Genomic DNA, 20,093 nt, shown 5'->3' on the forward strand with positions numbered 1-20,093 from the left:
AGGGCACGAAACTCGTCGCTACCAGAGAAATGATGGCCGCCCGAATGCGGCATCAAGGCGTGTCGGCGTCAGACTTGAAAGCCCATCCAAAGGACTGGATTTCGGTCTTGTGCAGCAGCGCGAGCCTTCCCAGACACTGCCGGCCCTTCTTTAACAGGTGCACCTCCACCTGCCGCCGGTCTTCTGCGCTTGGCCTGCGCGCAACCAGGCCGGCCGCCTCACAACGGGAAACGAGCGCGACTGTTCCGTGCGGAGACGCCTGCAGACGCTCCGCCAGTTCCCCGACGGTCGCCCAGTCCCGGCCCGCGAAGCCGCCAATATGTAACAGCAACATATACTGCAATGGTGTGATGCCCTCTGCGTGCACTATTTCTTCCGAGAAATGCAGGAACCGCCGCAGCTGATAGCGGAAATCGGATAACTCCTGCAGTTCCCCTTTGGTCAGCTCGTCAGGCCCGGGGCGTTTTCTTGAAACCATGATCCTGTTCTCCCGTGTCACCTCATCCCGGATGATACTGAACCGGCGGCCACCTGCGCCACAGCGGCCTGCTGGATGGGCTCCTTGCGATGGATGGCAGTAGTCCGCGTGGCGCGATGCCGGCGCGCACCACAACGTCCGTGAAACGTCCGGGCTCTGCCACGGCGCCCGGTCTGCCGGCGCTCACCGCCGGCACCCAGGTCGCCAGAAGCGACCCGCCCCTGGTAGCCTGAACGGCCACCTTGCGCGAAAACCGGCACAACGGAGACGATCACCCCCGCACCTGCTGAAACGCTGCTCCGCCCCTGTGCACCGGCCCGGGCCGAATGCTATTGGCATTAGTCACAATGTGACATAAACTGTAAATGAGGCCTCCTCCGGCTGGAACTCAGGCGAAGTCATCGAGGCCGGCACTCACGATCGGCGGCATGCGGAGCGTCCACGGGGTGGCGTTCACTACCTGGCCAACCGGTTCCAGCCACGCTGGAGGTCTCCTGCGCGAGCGCGTCAGGTGGGAATGGCGAGTGCGCCGACTGGCAGGCTGCTACATAGCTTTCCGCACGTACAGGGAGATCTCATCATGCTGGTTACTTTCCGTTCACCGGCCTCGCCCGACGTCATCATGCTCAAGAATCTCGCCCAGTATCTGCTGGGACTTATCGGCAAGCATCTGGGGACTATAGGCGTCATTCAGCACGATGAACTGTCCCATGCAATTGATCGGCTGGAGACCGCGATCTCTGAAGAGGCACAGGCGGACGTCGCACTTGAATCGCTCTATCACGTGCCGGACGCGCATGGCCACACGGCAGGCGAAGATCATCGTGGCCTTGCTCAGCGGGCATGGCCGCTGCTCGATATGATGCGTGAAGCGAGCCGACACAATGCAGATATTATCTGGGGTCTCTAGCGGTCGCAGGTGTTGCCAGACGGGTTCAGAGCAACCTGACGGTTTCTGTAACGCGATGCGTGGGGCATCGATGCGGTCGTCTTCTGCGCTTCAGATCTGACTTCAAAACGGACCTCACCCAACATATGTCCCGGATTTCCCTTCCTCATGCAGCGGTTGCCCCGGCTGTACTCGCGCTATTCTGCCTCTGTACAGACCAGTCACACGCCACGTCCCAGAACGAGGTTACTTCAGCCACGCCAGGCCCGATGCCCGCTACCCGATGGATCAAACGGACGGCCCTTCCGGATGACAGTATGCCCGGATGTCCCCGCTATTCGACAGGCATTGCAGCCAGAATAGTGGACGCTTATGGACTGGGTGCGCTAGGCATAATGGCGGAAGGGCCCTTTGTCCTGCCGCGGTGGCATATTCGCCCTTTCCACGCCGAGTCGAACCCCAGCCGATGGCACCCCGTCAAGCAGGACGAACTTTACCCTGCCCGCGGCCAGCATGTCCTGTTCGTCTGGCCTGAGACCTGATTGCAAGCCCGCATTCAGGTGAACCTCCGGCTTTGCGGGGTAACCCATCGTCCCAGGAAAGGGCCATGGCACCACCTAGTCGATCACTTCAAACAGCACGCCACACGATACACGGTCCAGCAGCGCCAGATGACTTCCGCCAGCCAGCCAGCGCGTCACAAATCCTCCGTGTCGGTGGCCAATCACGATCAGATCCGCGTTAAGGGAATTGGCAAGATTTGAAATCTGTTCGGCTGCGTCGCCCACCGCAGAATGCGCCGTTGCGCTCACCCCCCATGACTGCAGCTTTGCGATACCTTCCTGCAGTATTTCCTTCGCGGCATTCTCATCAATGTCGAATTTCATGGACGAAAACGCGTCGTAGCCTGCTGGCCACCATGCCAGATCGAGAACGGCCAGAAGGTGCGTCTCCGCATCGAGTTGCCTGGCCAATGCAGCGCCGCAACGTAATGCCCGCTGCCCTTCGGGCGTCGCGTCATAACAAAGAAGAATCCGGTCGAACGGCGCCATTGTCGCCTCCCTCGCGGGCGGTTCTGGTGTTCAAGGGTGTTGCACCTTGCATCGCTACGGTCAGGTGAACATCGGAACTGTTTCGATCAGTACGACGCCCAGCAGCGCGCCAACCAGGGCGCCGATCAGCTTCGGATGCCATCGGTCGAGATGAAGCGTGACCAGGAGACTGCCTAAAAGGATAACGCCGAGAAACGCAAACGCGATCACGAGATAGACAAGTTCGAAATCATTGTTGATCACCATGACTTTCTCCAGATTGCGGCATAGCGCCCGAAGGCGCCACGACAGTGTCGTCAGGACATTGTCATCTGACGTGTCGTGCCGCATTCTCACTATATGTCACTCCATGATACATTCCAGCAGCATGGACGACCATGAGGGAAACCACCCGTCATTGTGATACGACGGCGACCTCCCGCCCGACTACCGGCGCGGAACCCTGAAATCAGATATTCGAGCTTCGGCCATGTGCAAATCGTCCTTCTGCAGGAACTGCCATCGGGGTTTTTGATTGACATTTTCGATTTGCATTTAAGGGATACTTAAGAGTCTGCCTCTACCTTTGAACTGTCGATCACGCCCGTCGGCATCACCAGCGCACAACGGTCGGTGTCCACCGAAGTGCTCACCCGGGCCTTCAGCATTTGCATGCGCAAGCGCTCGTCGCCGTCACTCTTCAACGAGAGGCAAAATGTTCAATCCAGGCATGAAACGCACGGCAATACTCGTCGCCGCATTTTCAACTTGCGCCTGCAGCTTCACAAGCGCGAATGCCGCGCAACGCTCCGGAACACCCGTGTCTGACATGGGACGGCTCTCGGCCCAAAGGTAGTCAGGCATTCGAAGACATCCAGCAGGCGCGACTTGCGATATTCAGCGGCCGTCCAGCGCAGGCGACAAAGCTGGTCAAGGAGGCACAGGCGTCGATGAAGGCTGCACAGGCGGATGACACCGCGTTTCTGAAAGCAGAGTCAGATCTCAGGACACCACCATCCATGACATACCAGTCGACAGCGTTAGATACAGTGCCGCGAAGCTCCACTCTTCGTTCGAGCGGCGACGCGTTGATGTCGAACCCCTTGTAGTCCAACTGCATGGCTGTCTCCAAAAGATTGCTCTACTCGTCGTCGCTCTGGACAAGTTTCGGACGCCCCGTCGCGTCTCGACCTGTGTCTACCAGATTGTTCCGGTAGTCACAGGCCGGACAGAGGAAAAAGAATCCTTGTTCATCCAGTTCCGGTTCGACCTGTCCAAAGTCGAACGACGCATTGCAGTTTCGACAGGTCCACATAGCGGCCTCCGTCGGTGTCCTAGAGGAATTCTAGTATGCAATACATCCGCTTTACATCGTGGCCAGCACAGGGCCGAAATCATTTGAATTTCACGACGCGATAGCAGCAACGATCATCGAAACGACGTGCTGGACGGCTTCGGGCCGAGGCTGTGCGAAAACTCCCGTTGAATGTGGCGCTTTAAAAAAACGGCCGTTCAGATCGCGCTGTATCGGCTTGGTAGCAACTCGAGAAGGGTAAAGCGACACCTGCAAACCGAGTGCTTTTGCGTTTTCACACGGGCTCGGTCGTTTGCCGTATTCGTGATGCTGGCGAGCGCCCAGCTGCCGTCATGCCTGCTCGTGATCGCAGTCGGGCCGGAAACCGCCGCAAGACGGTCGAGGATGTCGCGCGGGAAATCGTTGCCGGCGACGAGTTGAGTGCGAATCGCAAGCCGGCAAAGTGTCCAGGTCTGTGATGATGGGACACGGCGCTCCGCACGCCGTGTATAAAAAGCCATGGCGGCCTAACGCAAGAAAGCAAACCGGCGAAACACGTGAGCGTCCTCACTGCGATGCGTGGTGACAACCGCGTCTCGCCTACCTTCGCCAATGCCGCATCTCACACCGGACTACAATAATTCAACTGGTGTGGACCCGCCTCATCCGGGCTCGCGTCGCGCAGGTCACTGAGCGGCTATCCGCGGGTCATCAAGGCTGCGTTGACAAATCGTTCAGCCTCGCTCGCGGCAGGCCCGCGGTGCGCAATTGATCCGATCGTAGCAGGGCATGTGCGAAGAGCCAATCAAGGAGGGACTATGCGCTCGGAGATGAAGTCCGGCGTGCGCCTGAGACGTTATGCGATCACGGCGATGGCCATCATCGCCAGTCTGATTGTCGTCGGACGCATCACCGGCATCCTGGCCGACTGGCTGTGGTTCAATTCGATCGGCTATGGCAGCGTTTTCCGGACAATCCTTTCGGCCAGGGCGCTGCTGTTTACCGTCGTGTTCGCAGTCTCGACGGGCGCGATATGGCTGTCGGGGATCCTCGCGCATCGTTACGCGACGGCCAGTCAGTCGGGTACCACGGAAACCACCCGCGATCTGTCCGAACTGGTCGGGCCTCGCGTTCGCTGGCGCCTTAGTATTGCCTGCGCTGGTGTCATCTTCGGGCTGGTTATCGCTGCCACCGAAATCTCGAGCTGGGACATCGCGCTTCGCTTCGTTTATCAGGTACCTTATGGCGAGCGCGATCCGATCTTCGGCAAGGACATCAGTTTCTATCTCTTTTCGCTACCCGCGTATGTCACGCTCAAGAACTGGCTGCTGCGAGTGGTCTTCTGCAGCGCGATCGTGGCAGGTGCTGTCTACGGATTGCGCGGTGACATCGCACTGGAGCGGCCACCACGGACGCTCTCGTCCGCCGCCATCACTCATGGTTCGGCACTGCTCGGCTTGTTCTTTGCGGTGAAGGCCTGGTCATGGTGGCTCGGCCGCTTTCTCCTGCTCTATGACGACAACGGTGTCGTAGTCGGCGCCAGTTATACCGATGTCCATGTCGAGTTGCCGGTCCTGTGGATGCTTGCCGGCCTTGCCGCGACCTCATCCGTCGCCCTTTGGATCAACATGCGCCAGCGGAGCTACCGGCTGCCGGCCATTGTTGTGCTGCTCGTGTTCGGCAGTTCGTTTGCGTCCGCCGTGATCTATCCGGCGCTGTTTCAGCGCTTCTATGTCAAACCGAGCGAGCTGCGACTGGAAACTCCCTATATCGACCACAATATCGCGCTAACGCGACAGGCTTACGGCCTCGCGCAGATTGCGGTCCAACCGTTCGAGGCCGGGCAGGAACTGACTCTCGAATCGCTGCAGACCAATCGCGCGACCATCGACAACATCCGGCTATGGGATGTGCAGCCGCTGATGGACACCTTCGCACAATTGCAGGAGATCAGGACTTACTACAAATTTCTCTCGGTGGACATCGACCGCTACCAGCTTGACAGCGGTTACAGGCAGGTGATGCTGTCGGCGCGCGAACTGGAACCGGCGATGCTCCCGCCGAACGCCCAAACCTGGGTGAACCAGCATCTTATCTTCACTCACGGCATCGGCGTCGTGATGTCACCGGTCACCGAGAAATCCACCGAGGGCTTGCCCTCCTTTTATCTGCGGGACATTCCGCCCGCCTCCCAAGGCGGCCCGGCCATTCGCGAACCACGTCTCTATTTCAGTGAAGGCCGGCAGGATTACGTCATCGTGACGGGCAATGTAGCTGAATTCGACTATCCAAAAGGGGCGGACAATGCCTACACGACGTATAACGGGCGCGACGGCGTCACCATCGGCAGCGTGGCGCGACGTAGTCTCTTCGCCTGGCAGCTCGACGACCCCAACATCCTGTTGAGCGGCTATATCACAGACCAGAGCCGGATCCTGCTTCACCGCAACATTCAGGACCGCGTGCGTACGATCGCGCCGTTCCTGACTCTTGATCACGACCCCTATGTTGTCGCAAGCAATGGGCGCCTCTTCTGGATACAGGACACCTACACCGTCAGCCAGTGGTTTCCTTACTCCCGGCCGGGTTTCGGCGACGGCGCCAATTACATCCGCAACGCGGTCAAGGTCGTGATCGACGCGTACAACGGCACGGTCGATTTCTACGTCAGCGATCCCGCCGATCCGCTCCTGCGCACATACGAGCGCGCCTTCCCCGGTTTGTTCAAGCCCTTGGACGCGATGCCACTGGAGCTTCGGCAGCATATTCGCTACCCCGAAGACCTGTTCCTGATCCAGGCACAGGTCTACCGCGCTTATCATATGGATGCGCCGGAGGTCTTCTACAATCGCGAGGATCTGTGGCAGTTTCCCCGGGAGCTGGTCGGAATGGATGGCGGAAGCGCCGCCAGCATTATGCCGCCGTACTACACGATCATGCGACTCCCCGGCGACGCACGCGCCGAGTTCATCCTCATGCTGCCGATGGTGCCGAGCCAGCGGGAGAACATGATTGCGTGGCTGGCGGCGCGCTGCGATCCGTCCGGATATGGCAGACTCCTCGTCTATACGTTTCCCAAGGACAAGCTGGTCTATGGGCCGTTTCAGATCGAAGCGCGTATTCAGCAAAACACCGAGATCTCGCAGCAGATCTCGCTGTGGAACCAGATGGGCTCACGCGTGATTCGCGGTCATCTTGTGGTCGTGCCAATCGAGAACTCGATCCTCTACGTTTCTCCACTCTATTTGCGCGCGGCGTCCGGGCAGTTACCTGAATTGAAGCGGGTGATTGCCGCCTACGGTGACCGTGTGGTGATGGAGGAAACGTTGGGTGAAGCCCTGGCGGCGCTGTTCAAGGAGACCGCGCGAGTGGGAGCGGCATCGCCGGCCCGAGGCACGGTGGACGCGCGCGCCAGCGAGGCACTTGCCCACTATGACCGAGCCATCGAGCGACTGAAGGCGGGAGACTGGACCGGCTTCGGCACGGAACTGGATGCTCTGCGGCCGTTGCTCGAAGCGCTCGGTGCTGGCCATTCCGAGGACCAGAAGTGACCTGAGTGAAATCCAAAGGGGCATCTATTCAACCCGGCACGCTGTCGCCCCGCCTCGCGGCGTCGCGTTTAAAGTACAAACTCACAGCGCAAACAGTTGCCCAAGATGAGGCTCACAATCTCCCACACCGGCAAGTAGCGCCTGCTGCGAACCGTTGCAATCGCGGATCTCGACGGACGCATTGAACACGTCGTGGTAAAAAGCGGCAATCGACCGGGCGCAACTGACTGGCACATCAAGTTGCACATAAGCGATGCCGAGATCGATGCCCGACCACGGAGCATCCACCTGGTACCCATCCGGATCGAGGCAGTCGTAACGGTTTCCCCATGGACAGGTGAGCGCTACGCGGTCGGCCCGCTCGGTCCATCCGAACGCGGTTCCATCGAGCAGGGGCTCAACCGCGCGCAGCCGTGCGATCAGCGGTTGACGCCCTGCCCACGACCAGCGCGACGTGGCCGCGCAGGTGCTGCGCGTCGCCGTGCGGCAAGTGAATCTGTGAACGACCGATGTTGATCCGCATATTGGTCACGCCGGTCATTAGATAGGGATCGCGCGTGAGTCCGAGTCCGCTGACATAAAACGCTATCGCGAGACGCTGGTCCGGTATCGTGAGGTTCACATGCTCGACCAGCACCAGATTGCCTGTGTCGTCACGTGCGTAATCGGAACGTTCCATCTGATCGCCTTTGAAGGATTTGACACGCCACGTGACGTGGGATCAGGAAAACACACAGCTGGCGATCATTCGATCGCTGACGCGATAGCCAACATCGTCAAGGCTTCCTGGCGAGCGACATCGATTGACTGATCGACTGGCCAAACCGCCGCGTCTGCGTGTCAATCAGCTGCTGCCGCTGCACGCTCTATCGCGGTTATATCGATCTTCTTCATTTTCATCATCGCGTCCATCGCACGCCTTGCGGCATCACGACCGGGCCCGTTGACGAGTTCGAGCAGACGCTTGGGGGTGATCTGCCACGAAAAGCCCCAGCGGTCCTTGCACCAGCCGCAAGGCGCTTCCGCTCCGCCGTTGCCGATAATGGCGTTCCAATATCGGTCGGTCTCTTCCTGGCTATCCGTCTCTACCATGAAACTTACCGCCTCGTTTGCCTTGAAATTGGGGCCGCCGTTCAGCCCTACGAAGCGCCGGCCGAGCACGGTAAACTCGACCGTCAACTCCGGACCCTGCCCAATCCCCGGTATCGGAGATACATGACCTGCACCGACACGGCTGTCGGGAAAAGTGGCGGCGTAAAACTCCGCCGCCTCGCGCGCTCTACCTTGATCGAACCACAGGCATGTTACGAACTCAGCCATCGCAATCTCCTTTCAGAAACACGCGCCATCAACTGGCTCTGAGGGCAGCATCCCAACGCCCACGCCATCAAGACAGTTGGCATGAGTCGATAATAGCCTGGCTGTCGAGTTCGAAATGCGCGAAAGCTCGAATCCCAAAACATCGGCGAAACAGGTGGTGGATCGCGACTAGCCGCAGCGCCTGCGAGTGCAACGCGGTCCTGCTAATCGCACGTCGCGCCATTTGCCTTCAACCCGATGCGAGATGACTCTACAAGATGGTCCGTTCGCAGCCATTCGCCACGTCGCACCGTCGCGAGGAGCCCGGCGACGACCAGATAGCACAGCCATTCAGTTCGCGCCTCGTTATCACGAACGAGCGAGTCTCATCTGCGGACTTGCACGAAATCCACGGCGGCTTTTCACGTTTTGCACAAGAGTATGCTTATGTCGACAACGTCCCTGAAGGGACGAGTGCCGGAGGGTATATACATGGACGCGTCGAACAGGGAATTCGTGCTCGCGGGGAGCCTTGAAGAGTTGCAGGCGAAGGGGCGGCTCGTTGTGCAAGGTGACCATCGTCCGATCCTCGTCGTCTACGACCGCGGGCGCGTCTTCGCCCTCGACAATCGTTGCCCACACATGGGCTTCCCGCTCGAGCGCGGCACCGTCGAGGACGGCATCCTGACCTGTCATTGGCACCACGCCCGCTTCGATCTCGAAAGCGGCTGCACCTTCGACCTGTGGGCGGACGATGTACCGATCTACGCGGTCGAGGTGCGCAATGGCGACGTCTGGGTGACGACTACGTTCGGTCATCCCGATCCCGCGGCGCACTGGCATCAGCGGCTTGCGGACGGCCTCGCGCACGACCTCGGACTCGTCATCGCCAAGGCTGTGCATGGTCAATTCGCGGCCGAGGTACCGGTGGCCGATATCGTGCGCCAGGTGGCGCTGTTCGGCGCGCAGAACCGGGACGGCTGGGGCGTCGGTCTCACGATACTGACGGCGCTCACCAATCTGTTGCCCGTGCTGCCACAGGACGAAACCTATCTCGCCCTGTTCCAGGGTGCGCGCCGTGTGGCGGCGGACTGCGAAGGCGAGGCGCCACGGCGGGAACGTGCGCCGCTTGGAAGCCAGCCGGAGTCAGCCGCGCTCAAGCGTTGGCTGCGCCTTTGGACAAACGTGCGCCATCGCGAGGCGGCCGAGCGCACGCTGCTGACGGCAATCGCCGCGGGTGCCTCACCGGCTGTGCTCGCCGATGCCCTGCTTTCGGCCGGGACCGAACGGGCGTTCGCCGATGCCGGTCATTCGCTCGACTTCATCAACAAGGCCTTCGAATGCCTCGACCTGATCGGCTGGGAGCACGCGCCAGCTTTGCTGCCTACTATCGTCGCTCAGATGGTGGCCGCCCGGGGCGCCGAGGAGTCGACCGCCTGGCGCCAGCCCGTTGATCTTGTTGCGCTGTGTGATGAAGCAGCCAGCCAGATGGCGAACCTTTTCGCCGCCGGGCGCAGCTTGCAAGGCTGGTCGCAGCACGCCGCGCTCGCCGGGGAGCTGCTTGGAGACGATCCAGCGAAGATCATTGGCGCGCTGAAGGCGGCTATCGTCGCCGGCGCCGCTCCTGCTGACCTGGGACAATCCCTCGCGTATGGAGCGGCGCTGCGCGTCGCCCGCTTCGGCAATGCCAACGAGCACGCCGACTGGGAGACGGCGCATCACGTCTTTACCCATGCTAACGCGCTCCATCAGATGCTCAGGCGCATTGGGACCGCGGGTTTCGGCAGTGACGTCGCGCCGGTTCGCGGCATATTGCACGCAGCCATGGCGCTCTACCTTGCCCGCTATCTGAATGTGCCAGCGGCCCGCATCCCGGGCGATGGCAACGACCAGCTCGACGACCTCCCTGCCGATGCGGAGACGATCCGCACCGCCTTGCTCGACGCCTTCGACCGGCAGCGACAGGTTGATCTTGCAGCACGGCTGGTAGCGCGGCATCTCACGCTCGGCCATCCGCCACAGGCGCTCATCGCCACGCTTGCGCTTGCTGTGCTGCGCGAAGATGCAGGCTTCCACGTCTATCAGATGCTCGAGGCCGGGGTCCGGCAGTTTGCTGTGTGGAGCGATACTGGCGAAGGCCGGCACATTCTCATTGCGGTCGCCCGCTATCTCGCCGCCCATTCACCGACTGAACGCGGGACACTGCAAACGGCCGACATCGCCCGGCGCTTGATGCAAGGCGGCGAGCTGCATCAGGGGGCTGGGGCATCGTGACGGCGCTGTTGTGAGAACGAGAGCCGGTCGACAGCGCACCTCAATCCCACCGCTCGTCACGCACCTGAACGACGCCCGCCTCGATCCGCACCGGAAACGCCACCACATCCTCATATGCCGGCGGCGCCAGCACCTTTCCGGTCCTGATGCAAAATCGTGCACCGTGGCGCGGACAGACGACCACGTCGCCTTCCACCACACCGCCCGTCAGGATGCCGCCGTCGTGCGGGCAGACATCCTCGATTCCGTAACAGGTGCCGTCGACGTTGAACACAGCCACCTGCGCGCCATCGACCTCGACGCTGCGAACAGACCCGGCCGGAAAATCCCCGAGCGCGGCGACATCGACCCAGTCAGACATGTCAAAGTATCCCCAATTGCAGGCGCGCCGCATCCGACATCCGGTGTCTCGACCACGGTGGATCCCACGCCAGTTCAACATGCACGTCGTTCACTCCGCTCACCGAAAACACCGCATCCTCCACCGTCGCCGGGAAGGTCTGCGCGACCGGGCAGCCGGGCGCGGTCAGCGTCATGCGGATCCCAACGCGGCCTTCGGCTTCGTCCACGTCAAGACCATAAACAAGCCCCAAATCGTAGATGTTGACCGGAATCTCCGGATCGAACACGGTGCGCAGTGCATCGATCACGCGTTCTTCAAGACGTTCTGTTGTCGTGCCATTGCCGGGTTGTACGGCCTCAGCGCGCTTCAGCCAGTCGAATGTGCTCATCGTCTGCCTCACTCTCGCTCTGTCGAAACGGGGCGATGCTCGTCGTGCAGCGCGGCGTGGAGCGTATGCCAGGCCAGCGTCGCGCACTTCACACGCTCGGGAAATTCACGTACGCCGGACAGCACCGCCAGCTTGCCCATCTCCGGCGCGGCTGTCGCCTGCCCTGCAGCGGGTGTTGTCACCATGTCGTGAAAGCGCCCGAACAGCGCTTCGGCCTCTGTTTCCGTTTTGCCTTTCAGCGCCTCGGTCATCAGCGACGCTGATGCTGTCGCAATTGCACAGCCTGCGCCTTCGAAACTCGCCTCTTTGACGATCCCGTCCTCGATTCGCAGATAAAGCGTAATCCGGTCGCCGCACAGCGGGTTATAGCCCTCAGCCGTGTGATTGGCACCGGGGAGTCCATGACAGTTACGCGGCCGCCGGTAGTGGTCGAAGATGACTTCCTGATACAGATCGCGCAGATCGCTCATGTTCCGAATATCTCCTTGACCTTGCCGAGACCTTCCATCAGCGCATCGATATCCTGATGCGTGTTGTAGAGGGCGAGCGACGCGCGCACGGTCGCCGGTACGCCGAAGCGCTGCATCACCGGCATCGCGCAATGATGGCCCGCACGCACGGCGACGCCGTGATGATCGAGAATCGTGCCGACATCGTGGGCATGCACGCCGTCGAGCACGAACGACAGAATGCTTGCCTTGTTGCGCGCGCTACCGATAAAACGCAAGCCCGGTATCACCCGCAGTGCATCCGTTGCATAGGCGAGTAGTTCGTTCTCGTGCGCGGCGATGACTTCCATGCCGAGGCTGTCGACATAGCCGAGCGCCGCGCCCAGCGCAATCGCGCCGGCAATGTTCGGCGTACCCGCCTCGAACTTCCACGGAATCGCGTTGTATTCCGTTTTCTCGAACGTTACCGAGCGGATCATGTCGCCGCCGCCCTGCCACGGCGGCATCGCTTCAAGCAGTGCGGCCTTGGCGTATAGCACGCCAATGCCGGTCGGTCCGTACACCTTATGCCCGGAAAACGCGTAGAAATCGCAATCTATCGCGCGGACGTCGACCGGCAGATGCGCGATTGCCTGTGCGCCATCCAGCAGCACCGGCACGCCCCGCGCGTGCGCCGCTGCAACGATGCGCTCCACCGCATTGATGCTGCCGAGCGCGTTGGCCAAGTGCGTCATCGCGACCAGCCGCGTACGTTCACTTAACAAGCGCTCGTATGCGTCGGCATCGAGTGCGCCCGTATCGTCGATCGGCACGACTTTCAGCGCCGCACCCGTCTGCCCGCAGACGAGCTGCCACGGCACAATGTTCGAATGGTGCTCCATCGCGCTAATCAGGATTTCGTCGCCGGGCTTGATTTGCGGGCGAGCATAGCTCTGGGCGACGAGATTGATCGCTTCGGTCGTGCCACGCACGAACACGATCTCCTCCGGACGTTGCGCATTGATGAAGCGTGCAATCTTCGCGCGTGCGGCCTCGAATGAATCGGTCGCGCGCTGCGACAGCAGATGCACGCCGCGGTGCACATTGGCGTTGTTATGCCGGTAGTAAGCGTTTTCTGCGTAGATGACGGAGGCGGGCTTTTGCGTCGTGGCGCCATTGTCGAGATAGACCAATGGCCGCCCATACACGCGCTCGCCCAGAATCGGAAAATCGGCTCGCCAGTGCTCAACATTTCGCGGATCGGGCGTCTGTATCTGTTCGATCGGCTTCATACCAACTCCCTGATGCGCTCGCCTTCCGGGGTGCGCGCGAACAGCAGGCTTTCGAGCCGGCCACGCAGCGAATCGATGCGCACACGTTCGACGATGTCGCGCGCAAATGCGTATGTCAGTAGCGCCCGCGCCATGCGCTCTTCGACACCTCGTGCACGTAAATAGAACAGCTGGTTGTCGTCCAGTTGACCGACCGTCGCGCCGTGTGTGCATTTCACGTCGTCGGCGTAGATCTCGAGTTGCGGCTTCGTGTCGATTTCCGCATCGCGTGACAGCAGCAGGTTATGATTCGCCTGATGCGTGTCCGTTTGCTGTGCATCGCGATGCACGATGACGCGCCCGTTGAACACGCCGCGCGCTGCGCCGTCGAGCACCCCGCGGTAATGTTCGCGACTCGTGCCATGCGGCTCTGTGTGATCGATGCGCGTGTGGTGATCGACGTGCTGCCGGCCCCCGACGAAATAGAGACCGTTCAACGTCGCTTGCGCGTTCGCGGCGTTCAGGCTTGTGCCGATACCAGTGCGCGACAACGCGGCGCCGAACGCGAACGCATGTGAGCTAAAACAGCTGCCGCGTTGCTGCGCAGCGGCGACCGACGCGATATGAAAAGCCTTCGGGCCCTCTTGCTGCAACCGGTAGTGCTGCACGTCCGCCTGCTCGTCTGCGACGATGCGCGTAACCGCATTGGTCCAGTACGCGTCGTCGCTCAGCCCTACAAAATGCTCGACGATCGTGCAGCCCGAGCGTGCTCCTGCAAGCACGACATTGAACGGCTGCACCGCAAGACCCGCTTCGTCGGTCAGGAACAGGATCTGCAGCGGTTGATCGATGACCTCGCCAGGCGGCAGCACGATGGCAAACCCATCCGTCATAAACGCCGTGTTTAGCGCGCCAAAGCCATCTGAATACACCTGCGAGGCGATTGCCGATTCCAGCTGTTGTGGCATTTCTCTCAACGCCCGGGTGAGCGAGCCCGCAAATACCCCGTGAGGCAAACCGTTCAGTTTCGACGGCCGCGGCACATGCCGACCGTTGACAAAGACCAGTCGATGCCCGGCAGGGTCCAGCTTGAATTCTTCGATGACGTGCCGCACGTCGCTATCGTCCGTGTGTTGTGCCCTGAAATGCCAGGGACGCTTGCCAATCGCCGACACGTTCGTGTATTTCCAGTCCTCGTGCCGCGTGGTCGGCAACCCCAGCGCGTCGAACTGGTCGAACGCGCTTCGGCGCACGGCACGCAGCCATGGAAACTCAGCGCCGGGCAACGTCTTCGCGAGTTGCCCAAAAGCCTGATGGAAGTAGTTGAGAGATTCGCTTTTCATGGATGCCCCGCACTTTCCTGGCTTGCTCTGTTTTCTGGTTGCACCGCCTCATCGTCGATCCAACCATAGCCTTTCCGCTCCAGCTCCAGCGCCAGTTCACGGGACCCCGACTTCACGATCCGGCCGTTCGCCAGCACATGCACGCGATCCGGCACGACGTAGTCCAATAGCCGCTGATAGTGCGTCACAAGCACGATCGCACGTTCTGGACTGCGCATGCTGTTGACACCCTGCGCGACAATCTGCAATGCGTCGATGTCAAGTCCGGAATCCGTTTCGTCGAGAATGGCGAGCCGCGGCTCCAGCACGACCATCTGCAGAATCTCGTTGCGCTTCTTCTCTCCGCCGGAAAAACCTTCGTTCACGGCGCGATACAACAGACTCTCGTCCATCTGCATCAGCGTCATCCTCTCCTTGACCCGTTGCAGAAACTCCATCGCATCGAGCTCCGGCTCGCCACGATACCGTCGCTGCGCGTTGAGCGCCGCCTTCAGCAGATAAACGTTGCTCACGCCCGGTATCTCGACGGGATACTGGAACGCGAGAAACAGTCCTTGGTGCGCGCGCTCCTCGGGTGCGAGAGCCAGCAGGTCGCGGCCGAGATACGAGACCGCGCCGCCCGTGACAGCAAAGTCTTCGCGCCCGGCCAGCACCTGGGCAAGCGTGCTTTTGCCCGAGCCGTTCGGACCCATGATCGCGTGCACCTCGCCGGCCCTTACACCCAGATCGATGCCACGCAGAATTTTCTTGCCGTCGACTTCGACCTGCAGATTGCTGATTTCAAGCATGGTCCGAATCCCTCGCGAATCGCTGTGGGTTATCCGACGGCGCCTTCCAGGCTCACGCCGAGCAGCTTTTGCGCCTCGACAGCAAACTCCATCGGCAGCTCCTTGAAGACCTCCTTGCAGAAGCCGTTCACGATCATCGACACCGCATCTTCCGGCGACAACCCACGCTGCCGGCAATAGAACAACTGGTCTTCGCCGATGCGTGACGTCGATGCTTCGTGTTCGACCTTCGCGGTCGGGTTCTTGACCTCGATGTAGGGGAACGTGTGAGCGCTGCAGCGGTTTCCGAGCAAAAGCGAATCGCATTGCGTGTAGTTGCGCGCGCCTTCCGCAGCACGGCCGACCTTCACCAGGCCGCGATACGCGTTCTTTCCGCGGCCCGCCGAAATGCCTTTCGACAGAATCGTGCTGCGCGTATTGCGGCCGAGGTGAACCATCTTCGTCCCGGTATCGGCCTGTTGATGGTGGTTGGTCAGCGCCACCGAATAAAATTCACCGACCGAGTTATCGCCCTGCAGGATCACGCTCGGATACTTCCACGTAATCGCCGAACCGGTTTCTACCTGAGTCCATGAAATCTTCGAATTCGTCTCGCGGCAGTCGCCACGTTTGGTCACGAAATTGTAGATGCCGCCCTTGCCCGACGCATCGCCCGGATACCAGTTCTGCACGGTCGCATAGCGGATCTGCGCCCCTTCCAGCGCGACCAGCTCGACCACAGCGGCATGCAGCTGGTTTTCGTCGCGCATCGGCGCGGTGCAGCCTTCCAGATAGCTCACGTACGCGCCCTTGTCTGCGACGATCAGCGTGCGCTCGAACTGCCCGGTGTTCTGGGCGTTGATACGAAAGTAGGTCGACAGTTCCATCGGGCAGCGCACGCCCGGCGGGATATAGCAGAACGAGCCATCGCTGAACACGGAGGAATTGAGCGCGGCGAAGAAATTATCGGTGTGCGGCACGACCGAGCCGAGATACTTTCGCACCAGTTCAGGATGATGCCGTATGGCATCCGAGAATGAACAGAACACAACGCCGAGTTCCGCCAGCTTTTCGCGGAACGTAGTCGCTACCGACACGCTGTCGAATACCGCATCCACCGCTACGCCCGCCAACAGTTCGCGCTCCCTCAGCGGCACACCCAGCTTTTCGTAGGTACGCAGCAGTTCCGGATCGACTTCATCGAGACTCTTCGGACGATTCTTCTGCGTCATCGGCGCGGAATAATAGATGATGTTCTGATAATCGATCGGCGGGTGTTCGACCGTCGCCCAATGCGGCTCGGTCATCGTGAGCCAATGGCGATAGGCCGCGAGTCGCCATTCAAGCATGAACGCCGGCTCGTCTTTCTTCACCGAAATGAGCCGGACCACGTCCTGGCTCAGCCCGCGCGGAAGCGCATCGGCCTGCAGATCAGTCACGAAACCGTGCTGGTATTCGCGGCTGATCAGTTCATTGAAACCGGTTGCGGATGCGCTCATGCGTGGCCTCCGTCAATCGACTTGCGCGCAGGCGTCGCGCCCGCGCGATGGTTGGGGATACTACGCGCGCGGATCGCGCTGATATCGATCGCGCGCAAGGTGGGGCCCGCCATGTCCGCCAGCGTGACCTGCTGCAACGCTTCGTATATCAGGCGATTGACCTTCTGCCAGTTGGCGCGCACCGCGCACGCCGCCTCTTGGATACACAGGCCTGGCGTAGTGCTGCATTCGGTCAACCCGATCGGGCCGTCGACGACGGCGATCACCTCCGCCAGCGTGATCCGCGCGGGCGGCCGCGGCAGCAGGTAACCGCCGTTTGTGCCCCGCAGCGACTCCACGACACCACCGCGCGTCAGGACTTTCAGCACCTTTGACACTGTAGGCCTCGCGACGCCGGTCGCCGCCGCAATGCTGCTTGTGCTGTGGACGGCATCGGGATCGCGTGCCATCGCGGCCATGATAACCGTGCCGTAATCGGCAAGTTTGCTCATGCGCAACATCGACCATCTCCCGTTTTTAATCAGGACCCATTTGGTCCAGATTACATCGAAACGAAATCCGCAAGTCAGCAGTGAGCGACACTGTCCTGTGTGCCGATTCCTGGCCACGTCGCGAATCGCTTTCCGTTTCGGGAGAAGTATTTCGCGAACGGCCCAACGGCAATTCCATTCTAGACCTGTATATATAACCTTGTCAGTGTATTGGTCTTCGTGACGGCCCGCTCTGGCGAGACCCGCTCCTTCGACCGCGAATACCCACTCGCCCGACGAGACATCAGCGGTTTGATATCCAGAATATCGAAAACTGATTTAAAAGCCGGAATCTGCGTGAAGGATAGGCGATGTGCATCGCTTATCTGGTGAGAAGGCCGCCGCATAGTACTTTGGGCTGTTGAGGCATCCGGACCCAGTGGAGCTACTGCTCGTTCTTTCTGGTAATTGTGGTTGTGTGGAGTGTTGAGCAGCCTGCGCGGACTGAATGTCGAACGCGCCCATTGCCCTCGGCCTGCGTGTTCAGCGCATACGTGAAAGCCCAGAATCCACGGTCACCGTTGCCAGCATCGTTGCGGTGGCGACGACGATGTGAGCCGCGCATCGGACCGGCAGCCAGTGAAGTTCACGCGATGATTGACGTCTAGGGAGGAGAAGGCCTTGGTGCGGTTGCTGGGGTGCCGGATGGGCCGGTTTGCGTCGACTGCCGGACGACGAGGCCCGGGATCTGACTGTGCGTCAGGACCTTCTGGGTCTCGCTGCCGAGTAACAACGCCCGCATACCGCTTCGTCCGTGAGACGCGATGACGATGAGATCACAATTTCGTTGTGTTGCAACGCTGATAATCGCCTCGCACGGGTAGGCGCGGTTCGTAGCAACCGTATCGCACTCGACACCTGCTTGCGCAGCCGCTTTTGCGATGACCGCGAGGTAGTCATCCACATGCTGTCGGGTGGCCTGGACGACTCGCTCCTCGGTGTCCGCGATCATTTCGGTGCCATACGCGAGGACATGACATTCCGGGATGACATGGAGGCCCGTAACTTTGGCGCCACTTTCCATGGCGAGTGTCACCGTCATTTGAATGGCGGCTTCGGAGAGAGCCGAACCATCGGTCGGCACCAGCAGATGCTTGAACATACGCTTCTCCCCGCGGCCAGACATATTCGCGTTGACATCCATAGACTGAAGTCGCACGAGGCCTTTCCGTGCCCAGTCTGCTACTTGGCCGGCAAGAAGCAGCCGCTCGCGGCGTTGCCGGCTCAAGACAAATTCGAACCAGTTAAATGCCCGATCTGCAGAACGCAGTTCGATGTGCCAATCGATGCCTAGCGGAAAGGCAATCCGGGCATGATCGACCACCTGACTGCCCAAGAACTGGCCGATCTGGCCGGTTGCAAGCCGAACCGACGTGCCACCATGAAGACATGGCTTGAGAATAGCACCCGGCCGGTCGTACCGGATAAGAATGCCATGCCTAAAGTTTTGCGCCTTTATCGTGATCGCAAGCTCGGCATATCCGATGACTCACAGTCGACGATCGACAACAAGGCTGCGTCAGGCCCAGTTCTCGATGCATTCAAGGGAAAAGGCCCCCGCTCAGGGGCGCCGCAGTCCGGCTCGACTTCCTCATTGAGTAAACTAGACCGCGCTCTCAGAGCCAATCTGCGCAGCAGCTTGCTTCAGGCCGCCCGTCAACGACACAAGTTCTTCCTTTGTCAGAATGCAACTTGCCTCCGGCATTTCCTACACGCGGCAGCCTGGAAACCTATCGTTTCTTTTTCGAGGTGTCTCGTGGAGGAAGGAGATCGAGCAGGCTATATGTTTTCTGCTCTGGTCTCCAATTACGAACGCGTTGACGCACGGGCATTGACGGTTTGACATTTGGATCCGGGACCGGCCTCACCGGCGACGCTTCGAGAAATGCGTGCCGCGAATCAAGGTCATAGACGTGCATTTTATGATCGAGCTTGTACCTGTGAATGACCTCGCGGGCGCGGTCGTGCGTTTCGCAGTAGTCGACGCCGAGCTGGGCGAGTCTCGAGGTCATGGAACCTTCTGCTATGGGCCGCCGTGCTGAGCAGGACATAAGGATTCGCGTGGCGGGCAGCCTCGATGTGCGGTCGATTCGACCTACACAACGCAGCATCGAGCCCGGGAGCGCATCGCCTAGAATATGAATATGGTGTCGTGAACTGGTAAGGAGGCTGCCATGGCTGTGTCAATGATTGGACTGTGGGTTGGGGTTGTCGCGATGATCGTGGCTGCAATATTGGTGGCGGAACACTATAGGCACGAACATCATAGGAATCAGCAACTCCACTGGTTGGACACACATCCCATTCGGGACTGGCTGCACCACAAGTGAAGCGGCTATTCCAGAAATGAGGCGCAGGCCCTAGCGCCGCTTTCGGTGGGCGCTTCGCCTACCATATAACCATGGTCGCGACCTAAAAGGGAGGCTGCCATGACTCAGTCAATGATTGGCTTTGTAGTGGGGCTCGCGATCCTGCTGGTCATCGCGTTCGTGTTTGCGCGGCGTTACATGCACGCGCATCCGGAGGAGACTGTGACTCAGTGGCTCGACGCGCATCACATGAGTTGGATACACCACAAGCACTGACTCCCGCTGTCGCGTGGCCTGTAGCTCGGATACTCGACGGCGATCACGCGTAGCCCCAGGGGTTAGCGGTTCGGCGTAAGACTTGCGGCGCCCGGCACGCCCCGCACTGCCATGAAAGACGGA

22 protein-coding genes are annotated in these 20,093 nt (G+C 60.4%); 6 read left to right on the forward strand and 16 right to left on the reverse strand.

Translation table 11 applies throughout. The annotated features are described in order from the left end of the window. Nucleotides 1-52: 52 nt before the first annotated feature. Complete coding sequence (locus B0G80_RS23060) at nt 53-478, reverse strand: MarR family winged helix-turn-helix transcriptional regulator (RefSeq protein WP_116119997.1); 426 nt, start codon at nt 476-478, stop codon at nt 53-55. Nucleotides 479-1,058: 580 nt separating this feature from the next. On the opposite strand from B0G80_RS23060, the gene B0G80_RS23065 reads away from it, so the two are divergent. Further along, a complete protein-coding gene (locus B0G80_RS23065; protein WP_116123669.1) occupies nt 1,059-1,388 on the forward strand; it encodes a DUF1840 domain-containing protein in 330 nt (109 codons plus the stop codon). Between the two features lie 596 nt (nt 1,389-1,984). Here the strand turns inward: B0G80_RS23065 and B0G80_RS23075 are convergent. The 3 genes from B0G80_RS23075 to B0G80_RS45990 form a co-directional block, all read right to left on the reverse strand. Next, the gene (locus B0G80_RS23075; protein ID WP_116120001.1) at nt 1,985-2,419 is read right to left on the reverse strand and encodes a universal stress protein; all 435 of its coding nucleotides are present in this window, start codon (nt 2,417-2,419) and stop codon (nt 1,985-1,987) included. A gap of 60 nt (nt 2,420-2,479) precedes the next feature. Then, nucleotides 2,480-2,665 carry a hypothetical protein gene (locus tag B0G80_RS23080; RefSeq protein WP_116123670.1) on the reverse strand — a complete coding sequence of 62 codons (186 nt, stop codon included), beginning with the start codon at nt 2,663-2,665 and terminating at the stop codon, nt 2,480-2,482. A 426-nt stretch (nt 2,666-3,091) separates the two neighbouring features. After that, entirely contained in the window at nt 3,092-3,262 is a 171-nt protein-coding gene (locus B0G80_RS45990) for a hypothetical protein (RefSeq protein WP_181920228.1), read from the reverse strand. Between B0G80_RS45990 and B0G80_RS48150 the strand changes: the two genes are divergently transcribed. Next, on the forward strand, nt 3,193-3,507 hold the full coding sequence (locus B0G80_RS48150; RefSeq protein WP_116120003.1) for a YfdX family protein: 315 nt from the start codon (nt 3,193-3,195) through the stop codon (nt 3,505-3,507). The two genes, B0G80_RS45990 and B0G80_RS48150, sit on opposite strands and share 70 nt — an antisense overlap. Before the next feature lie 1,003 nt (nt 3,508-4,510). Beyond that, a complete protein-coding gene (locus B0G80_RS23090) occupies nt 4,511-7,243 on the forward strand; it encodes a UPF0182 family protein (protein WP_116120005.1) in 2,733 nt (910 codons plus the stop codon). Nucleotides 7,244-7,324: 81 nt separating this feature from the next. Here B0G80_RS23090 and B0G80_RS23095 read toward each other — a convergent pair whose 3' ends face one another. The 3 genes from B0G80_RS23095 to B0G80_RS23105 all read right to left on the reverse strand — a co-directional run bounded on the left by B0G80_RS23095 (nt 7,325) and on the right by B0G80_RS23105 (nt 8,563). Next, nucleotides 7,325-7,531: a hypothetical protein gene (locus tag B0G80_RS23095; protein WP_116120006.1), complete on the reverse strand. Its 207-nt coding sequence runs from the start codon at nt 7,529-7,531 to the stop codon at nt 7,325-7,327. Nucleotides 7,532-7,640: 109 nt separating this feature from the next. Continuing rightward, a complete protein-coding gene (locus B0G80_RS23100) occupies nt 7,641-7,922 on the reverse strand; it encodes a hypothetical protein (RefSeq protein ID WP_116120009.1) in 282 nt (93 codons plus the stop codon). 161 nt (nt 7,923-8,083) lie between these two features. Further along, nucleotides 8,084-8,563: a VOC family protein gene (locus B0G80_RS23105; RefSeq protein WP_116120011.1), complete on the reverse strand. Its 480-nt coding sequence runs from the start codon at nt 8,561-8,563 to the stop codon at nt 8,084-8,086. 471 nt (nt 8,564-9,034) lie between these two features. Here B0G80_RS23105 and B0G80_RS23110 point away from each other — a divergent pair, with 471 nt between their 5' ends. Then, nucleotides 9,035-10,816 carry a Rieske (2Fe-2S) protein gene (locus B0G80_RS23110; protein WP_181920038.1) on the forward strand — a complete coding sequence of 594 codons (1,782 nt, stop codon included), beginning with the start codon at nt 9,035-9,037 and terminating at the stop codon, nt 10,814-10,816. A gap of 40 nt (nt 10,817-10,856) precedes the next feature. Here B0G80_RS23110 and B0G80_RS23115 read toward each other — a convergent pair whose 3' ends face one another. The 9 genes from B0G80_RS23115 to B0G80_RS23155 all read right to left on the reverse strand — a co-directional run bounded on the left by B0G80_RS23115 (nt 10,857) and on the right by B0G80_RS23155 (nt 18,709). After that, complete coding sequence (locus B0G80_RS23115; RefSeq protein WP_116120012.1) at nt 10,857-11,177, reverse strand: non-heme iron oxygenase ferredoxin subunit; 321 nt, start codon at nt 11,175-11,177, stop codon at nt 10,857-10,859. Nucleotide 11,178: 1 nt separating this feature from the next. Continuing rightward, nucleotides 11,179-11,547: an SUF system Fe-S cluster assembly protein gene (locus B0G80_RS23120; protein ID WP_116120014.1), complete on the reverse strand. Its 369-nt coding sequence runs from the start codon at nt 11,545-11,547 to the stop codon at nt 11,179-11,181. Between the two features lie 8 nt (nt 11,548-11,555). Continuing rightward, nucleotides 11,556-12,017 carry a Fe-S cluster assembly sulfur transfer protein SufU gene (gene sufU, locus B0G80_RS23125; protein WP_116120016.1) on the reverse strand — a complete coding sequence of 154 codons (462 nt, stop codon included), beginning with the start codon at nt 12,015-12,017 and terminating at the stop codon, nt 11,556-11,558. Next, nucleotides 12,014-13,267 carry a cysteine desulfurase gene (locus tag B0G80_RS23130; RefSeq protein WP_116120018.1) on the reverse strand — a complete coding sequence of 418 codons (1,254 nt, stop codon included), beginning with the start codon at nt 13,265-13,267 and terminating at the stop codon, nt 12,014-12,016. Before B0G80_RS23130 ends, sufU begins: the two co-directional genes overlap by 4 nt. Continuing rightward, on the reverse strand, nt 13,264-14,589 hold the full coding sequence (gene sufD / locus B0G80_RS23135) for a Fe-S cluster assembly protein SufD (protein ID WP_116120020.1): 1,326 nt from the start codon (nt 14,587-14,589) through the stop codon (nt 13,264-13,266). The genes B0G80_RS23130 and sufD overlap by 4 nt, the downstream gene beginning before the upstream one ends. Continuing rightward, nucleotides 14,586-15,377, reverse strand: a complete 792-nt coding sequence (gene sufC, locus B0G80_RS23140; protein ID WP_116120022.1) for a Fe-S cluster assembly ATPase SufC — start codon at nt 15,375-15,377, stop codon at nt 14,586-14,588. Before sufC ends, sufD begins: the two co-directional genes overlap by 4 nt. Before the next feature lie 29 nt (nt 15,378-15,406). After that, entirely contained in the window at nt 15,407-16,855 is a 1,449-nt protein-coding gene (gene sufB, locus B0G80_RS23145) for a Fe-S cluster assembly protein SufB (protein ID WP_116120023.1), read from the reverse strand. After that, nucleotides 16,852-17,355 (reverse strand): SUF system Fe-S cluster assembly regulator, encoded by a 504-nt coding sequence (locus B0G80_RS23150; protein WP_116120025.1) that lies wholly within the window; start codon nt 17,353-17,355, stop codon nt 16,852-16,854. Before B0G80_RS23150 ends, sufB begins: the two co-directional genes overlap by 4 nt. Nucleotides 17,356-17,989: 634 nt before the next feature. Continuing rightward, entirely contained in the window at nt 17,990-18,709 is a 720-nt protein-coding gene (locus B0G80_RS23155) for a universal stress protein (RefSeq protein ID WP_408968114.1), read from the reverse strand. Here B0G80_RS23155 and B0G80_RS23160 point away from each other — a divergent pair. Together B0G80_RS23160 and B0G80_RS45995 are read left to right on the forward strand one after the other, a co-directional pair. Beyond that, nucleotides 18,698-19,228 (forward strand): DUF4224 domain-containing protein, encoded by a 531-nt coding sequence (locus B0G80_RS23160; protein ID WP_116120026.1) that lies wholly within the window; start codon nt 18,698-18,700, stop codon nt 19,226-19,228. The genes B0G80_RS23155 and B0G80_RS23160 overlap by 12 nt on opposite strands. Nucleotides 19,229-19,814: 586 nt before the next feature. After that, nucleotides 19,815-19,970, forward strand: coding sequence for a hypothetical protein (locus tag B0G80_RS45995; protein WP_166678938.1), 156 nt, complete (start codon nt 19,815-19,817; stop codon nt 19,968-19,970). Nucleotides 19,971-20,093: the final 123 nt, after the last annotated feature.

The organism is Paraburkholderia sp. BL6669N2 (assembly GCF_003387275.1).
Lineage (GTDB): Bacteria > Pseudomonadota > Gammaproteobacteria > Burkholderiales > Burkholderiaceae > Paraburkholderia.

Coding starts and splice junctions, on each gene's coding strand:
- B0G80_RS45995 (WP_166678938.1), top strand. CDS start 19,815: ATGACTCAGTCAATGATTGGCTTTGTAGTGGGGCTCGCGATCCTGCTG.
- B0G80_RS23090 (WP_116120005.1), top strand. CDS start 4,511: ATGCGCTCGGAGATGAAGTCCGGCGTGCGCCTGAGACGTTATGCGATC.
- B0G80_RS23105 (WP_116120011.1), bottom strand. CDS start 8,563: ATGGCTGAGTTCGTAACATGCCTGTGGTTCGATCAAGGTAGAGCGCGC.
- B0G80_RS23075 (WP_116120001.1), bottom strand. CDS start 2,419: ATGGCGCCGTTCGACCGGATTCTTCTTTGTTATGACGCGACGCCCGAA.
- sufD (WP_116120020.1), bottom strand. CDS start 14,589: ATGAAAAGCGAATCTCTCAACTACTTCCATCAGGCTTTTGGGCAACTC.
- B0G80_RS23080 (WP_116123670.1), bottom strand. CDS start 2,665: ATGGTGATCAACAATGATTTCGAACTTGTCTATCTCGTGATCGCGTTT.
- sufC (WP_116120022.1), bottom strand. CDS start 15,377: ATGCTTGAAATCAGCAATCTGCAGGTCGAAGTCGACGGCAAGAAAATT.
- sufU (WP_116120016.1), bottom strand. CDS start 12,017: ATGAGCGATCTGCGCGATCTGTATCAGGAAGTCATCTTCGACCACTAC.
- B0G80_RS23120 (WP_116120014.1), bottom strand. CDS start 11,547: ATGAGCACATTCGACTGGCTGAAGCGCGCTGAGGCCGTACAACCCGGC.
- B0G80_RS48150 (WP_116120003.1), top strand. CDS start 3,193: ATGCCGCGCAACGCTCCGGAACACCCGTGTCTGACATGGGACGGCTCT.
- sufB (WP_116120023.1), bottom strand. CDS start 16,855: ATGAGCGCATCCGCAACCGGTTTCAATGAACTGATCAGCCGCGAATAC.
- B0G80_RS45990 (WP_181920228.1), bottom strand. CDS start 3,262: ATGCCTGACTACCTTTGGGCCGAGAGCCGTCCCATGTCAGACACGGGT.
- B0G80_RS23130 (WP_116120018.1), bottom strand. CDS start 13,267: ATGAAGCCGATCGAACAGATACAGACGCCCGATCCGCGAAATGTTGAG.
- B0G80_RS23065 (WP_116123669.1), top strand. CDS start 1,059: ATGCTGGTTACTTTCCGTTCACCGGCCTCGCCCGACGTCATCATGCTC.
- B0G80_RS23100 (WP_116120009.1), bottom strand. CDS start 7,922: ATGGAACGTTCCGATTACGCACGTGACGACACAGGCAATCTGGTGCTG.
- B0G80_RS23115 (WP_116120012.1), bottom strand. CDS start 11,177: ATGTCTGACTGGGTCGATGTCGCCGCGCTCGGGGATTTTCCGGCCGGG.
- B0G80_RS23060 (WP_116119997.1), bottom strand. CDS start 478: ATGGTTTCAAGAAAACGCCCCGGGCCTGACGAGCTGACCAAAGGGGAA.
- B0G80_RS23150 (WP_116120025.1), bottom strand. CDS start 17,355: ATGTTGCGCATGAGCAAACTTGCCGATTACGGCACGGTTATCATGGCC.
- B0G80_RS23110 (WP_181920038.1), top strand. CDS start 9,035: ATGGACGCGTCGAACAGGGAATTCGTGCTCGCGGGGAGCCTTGAAGAG.
- B0G80_RS23160 (WP_116120026.1), top strand. CDS start 18,698: ATGATCGACCACCTGACTGCCCAAGAACTGGCCGATCTGGCCGGTTGC.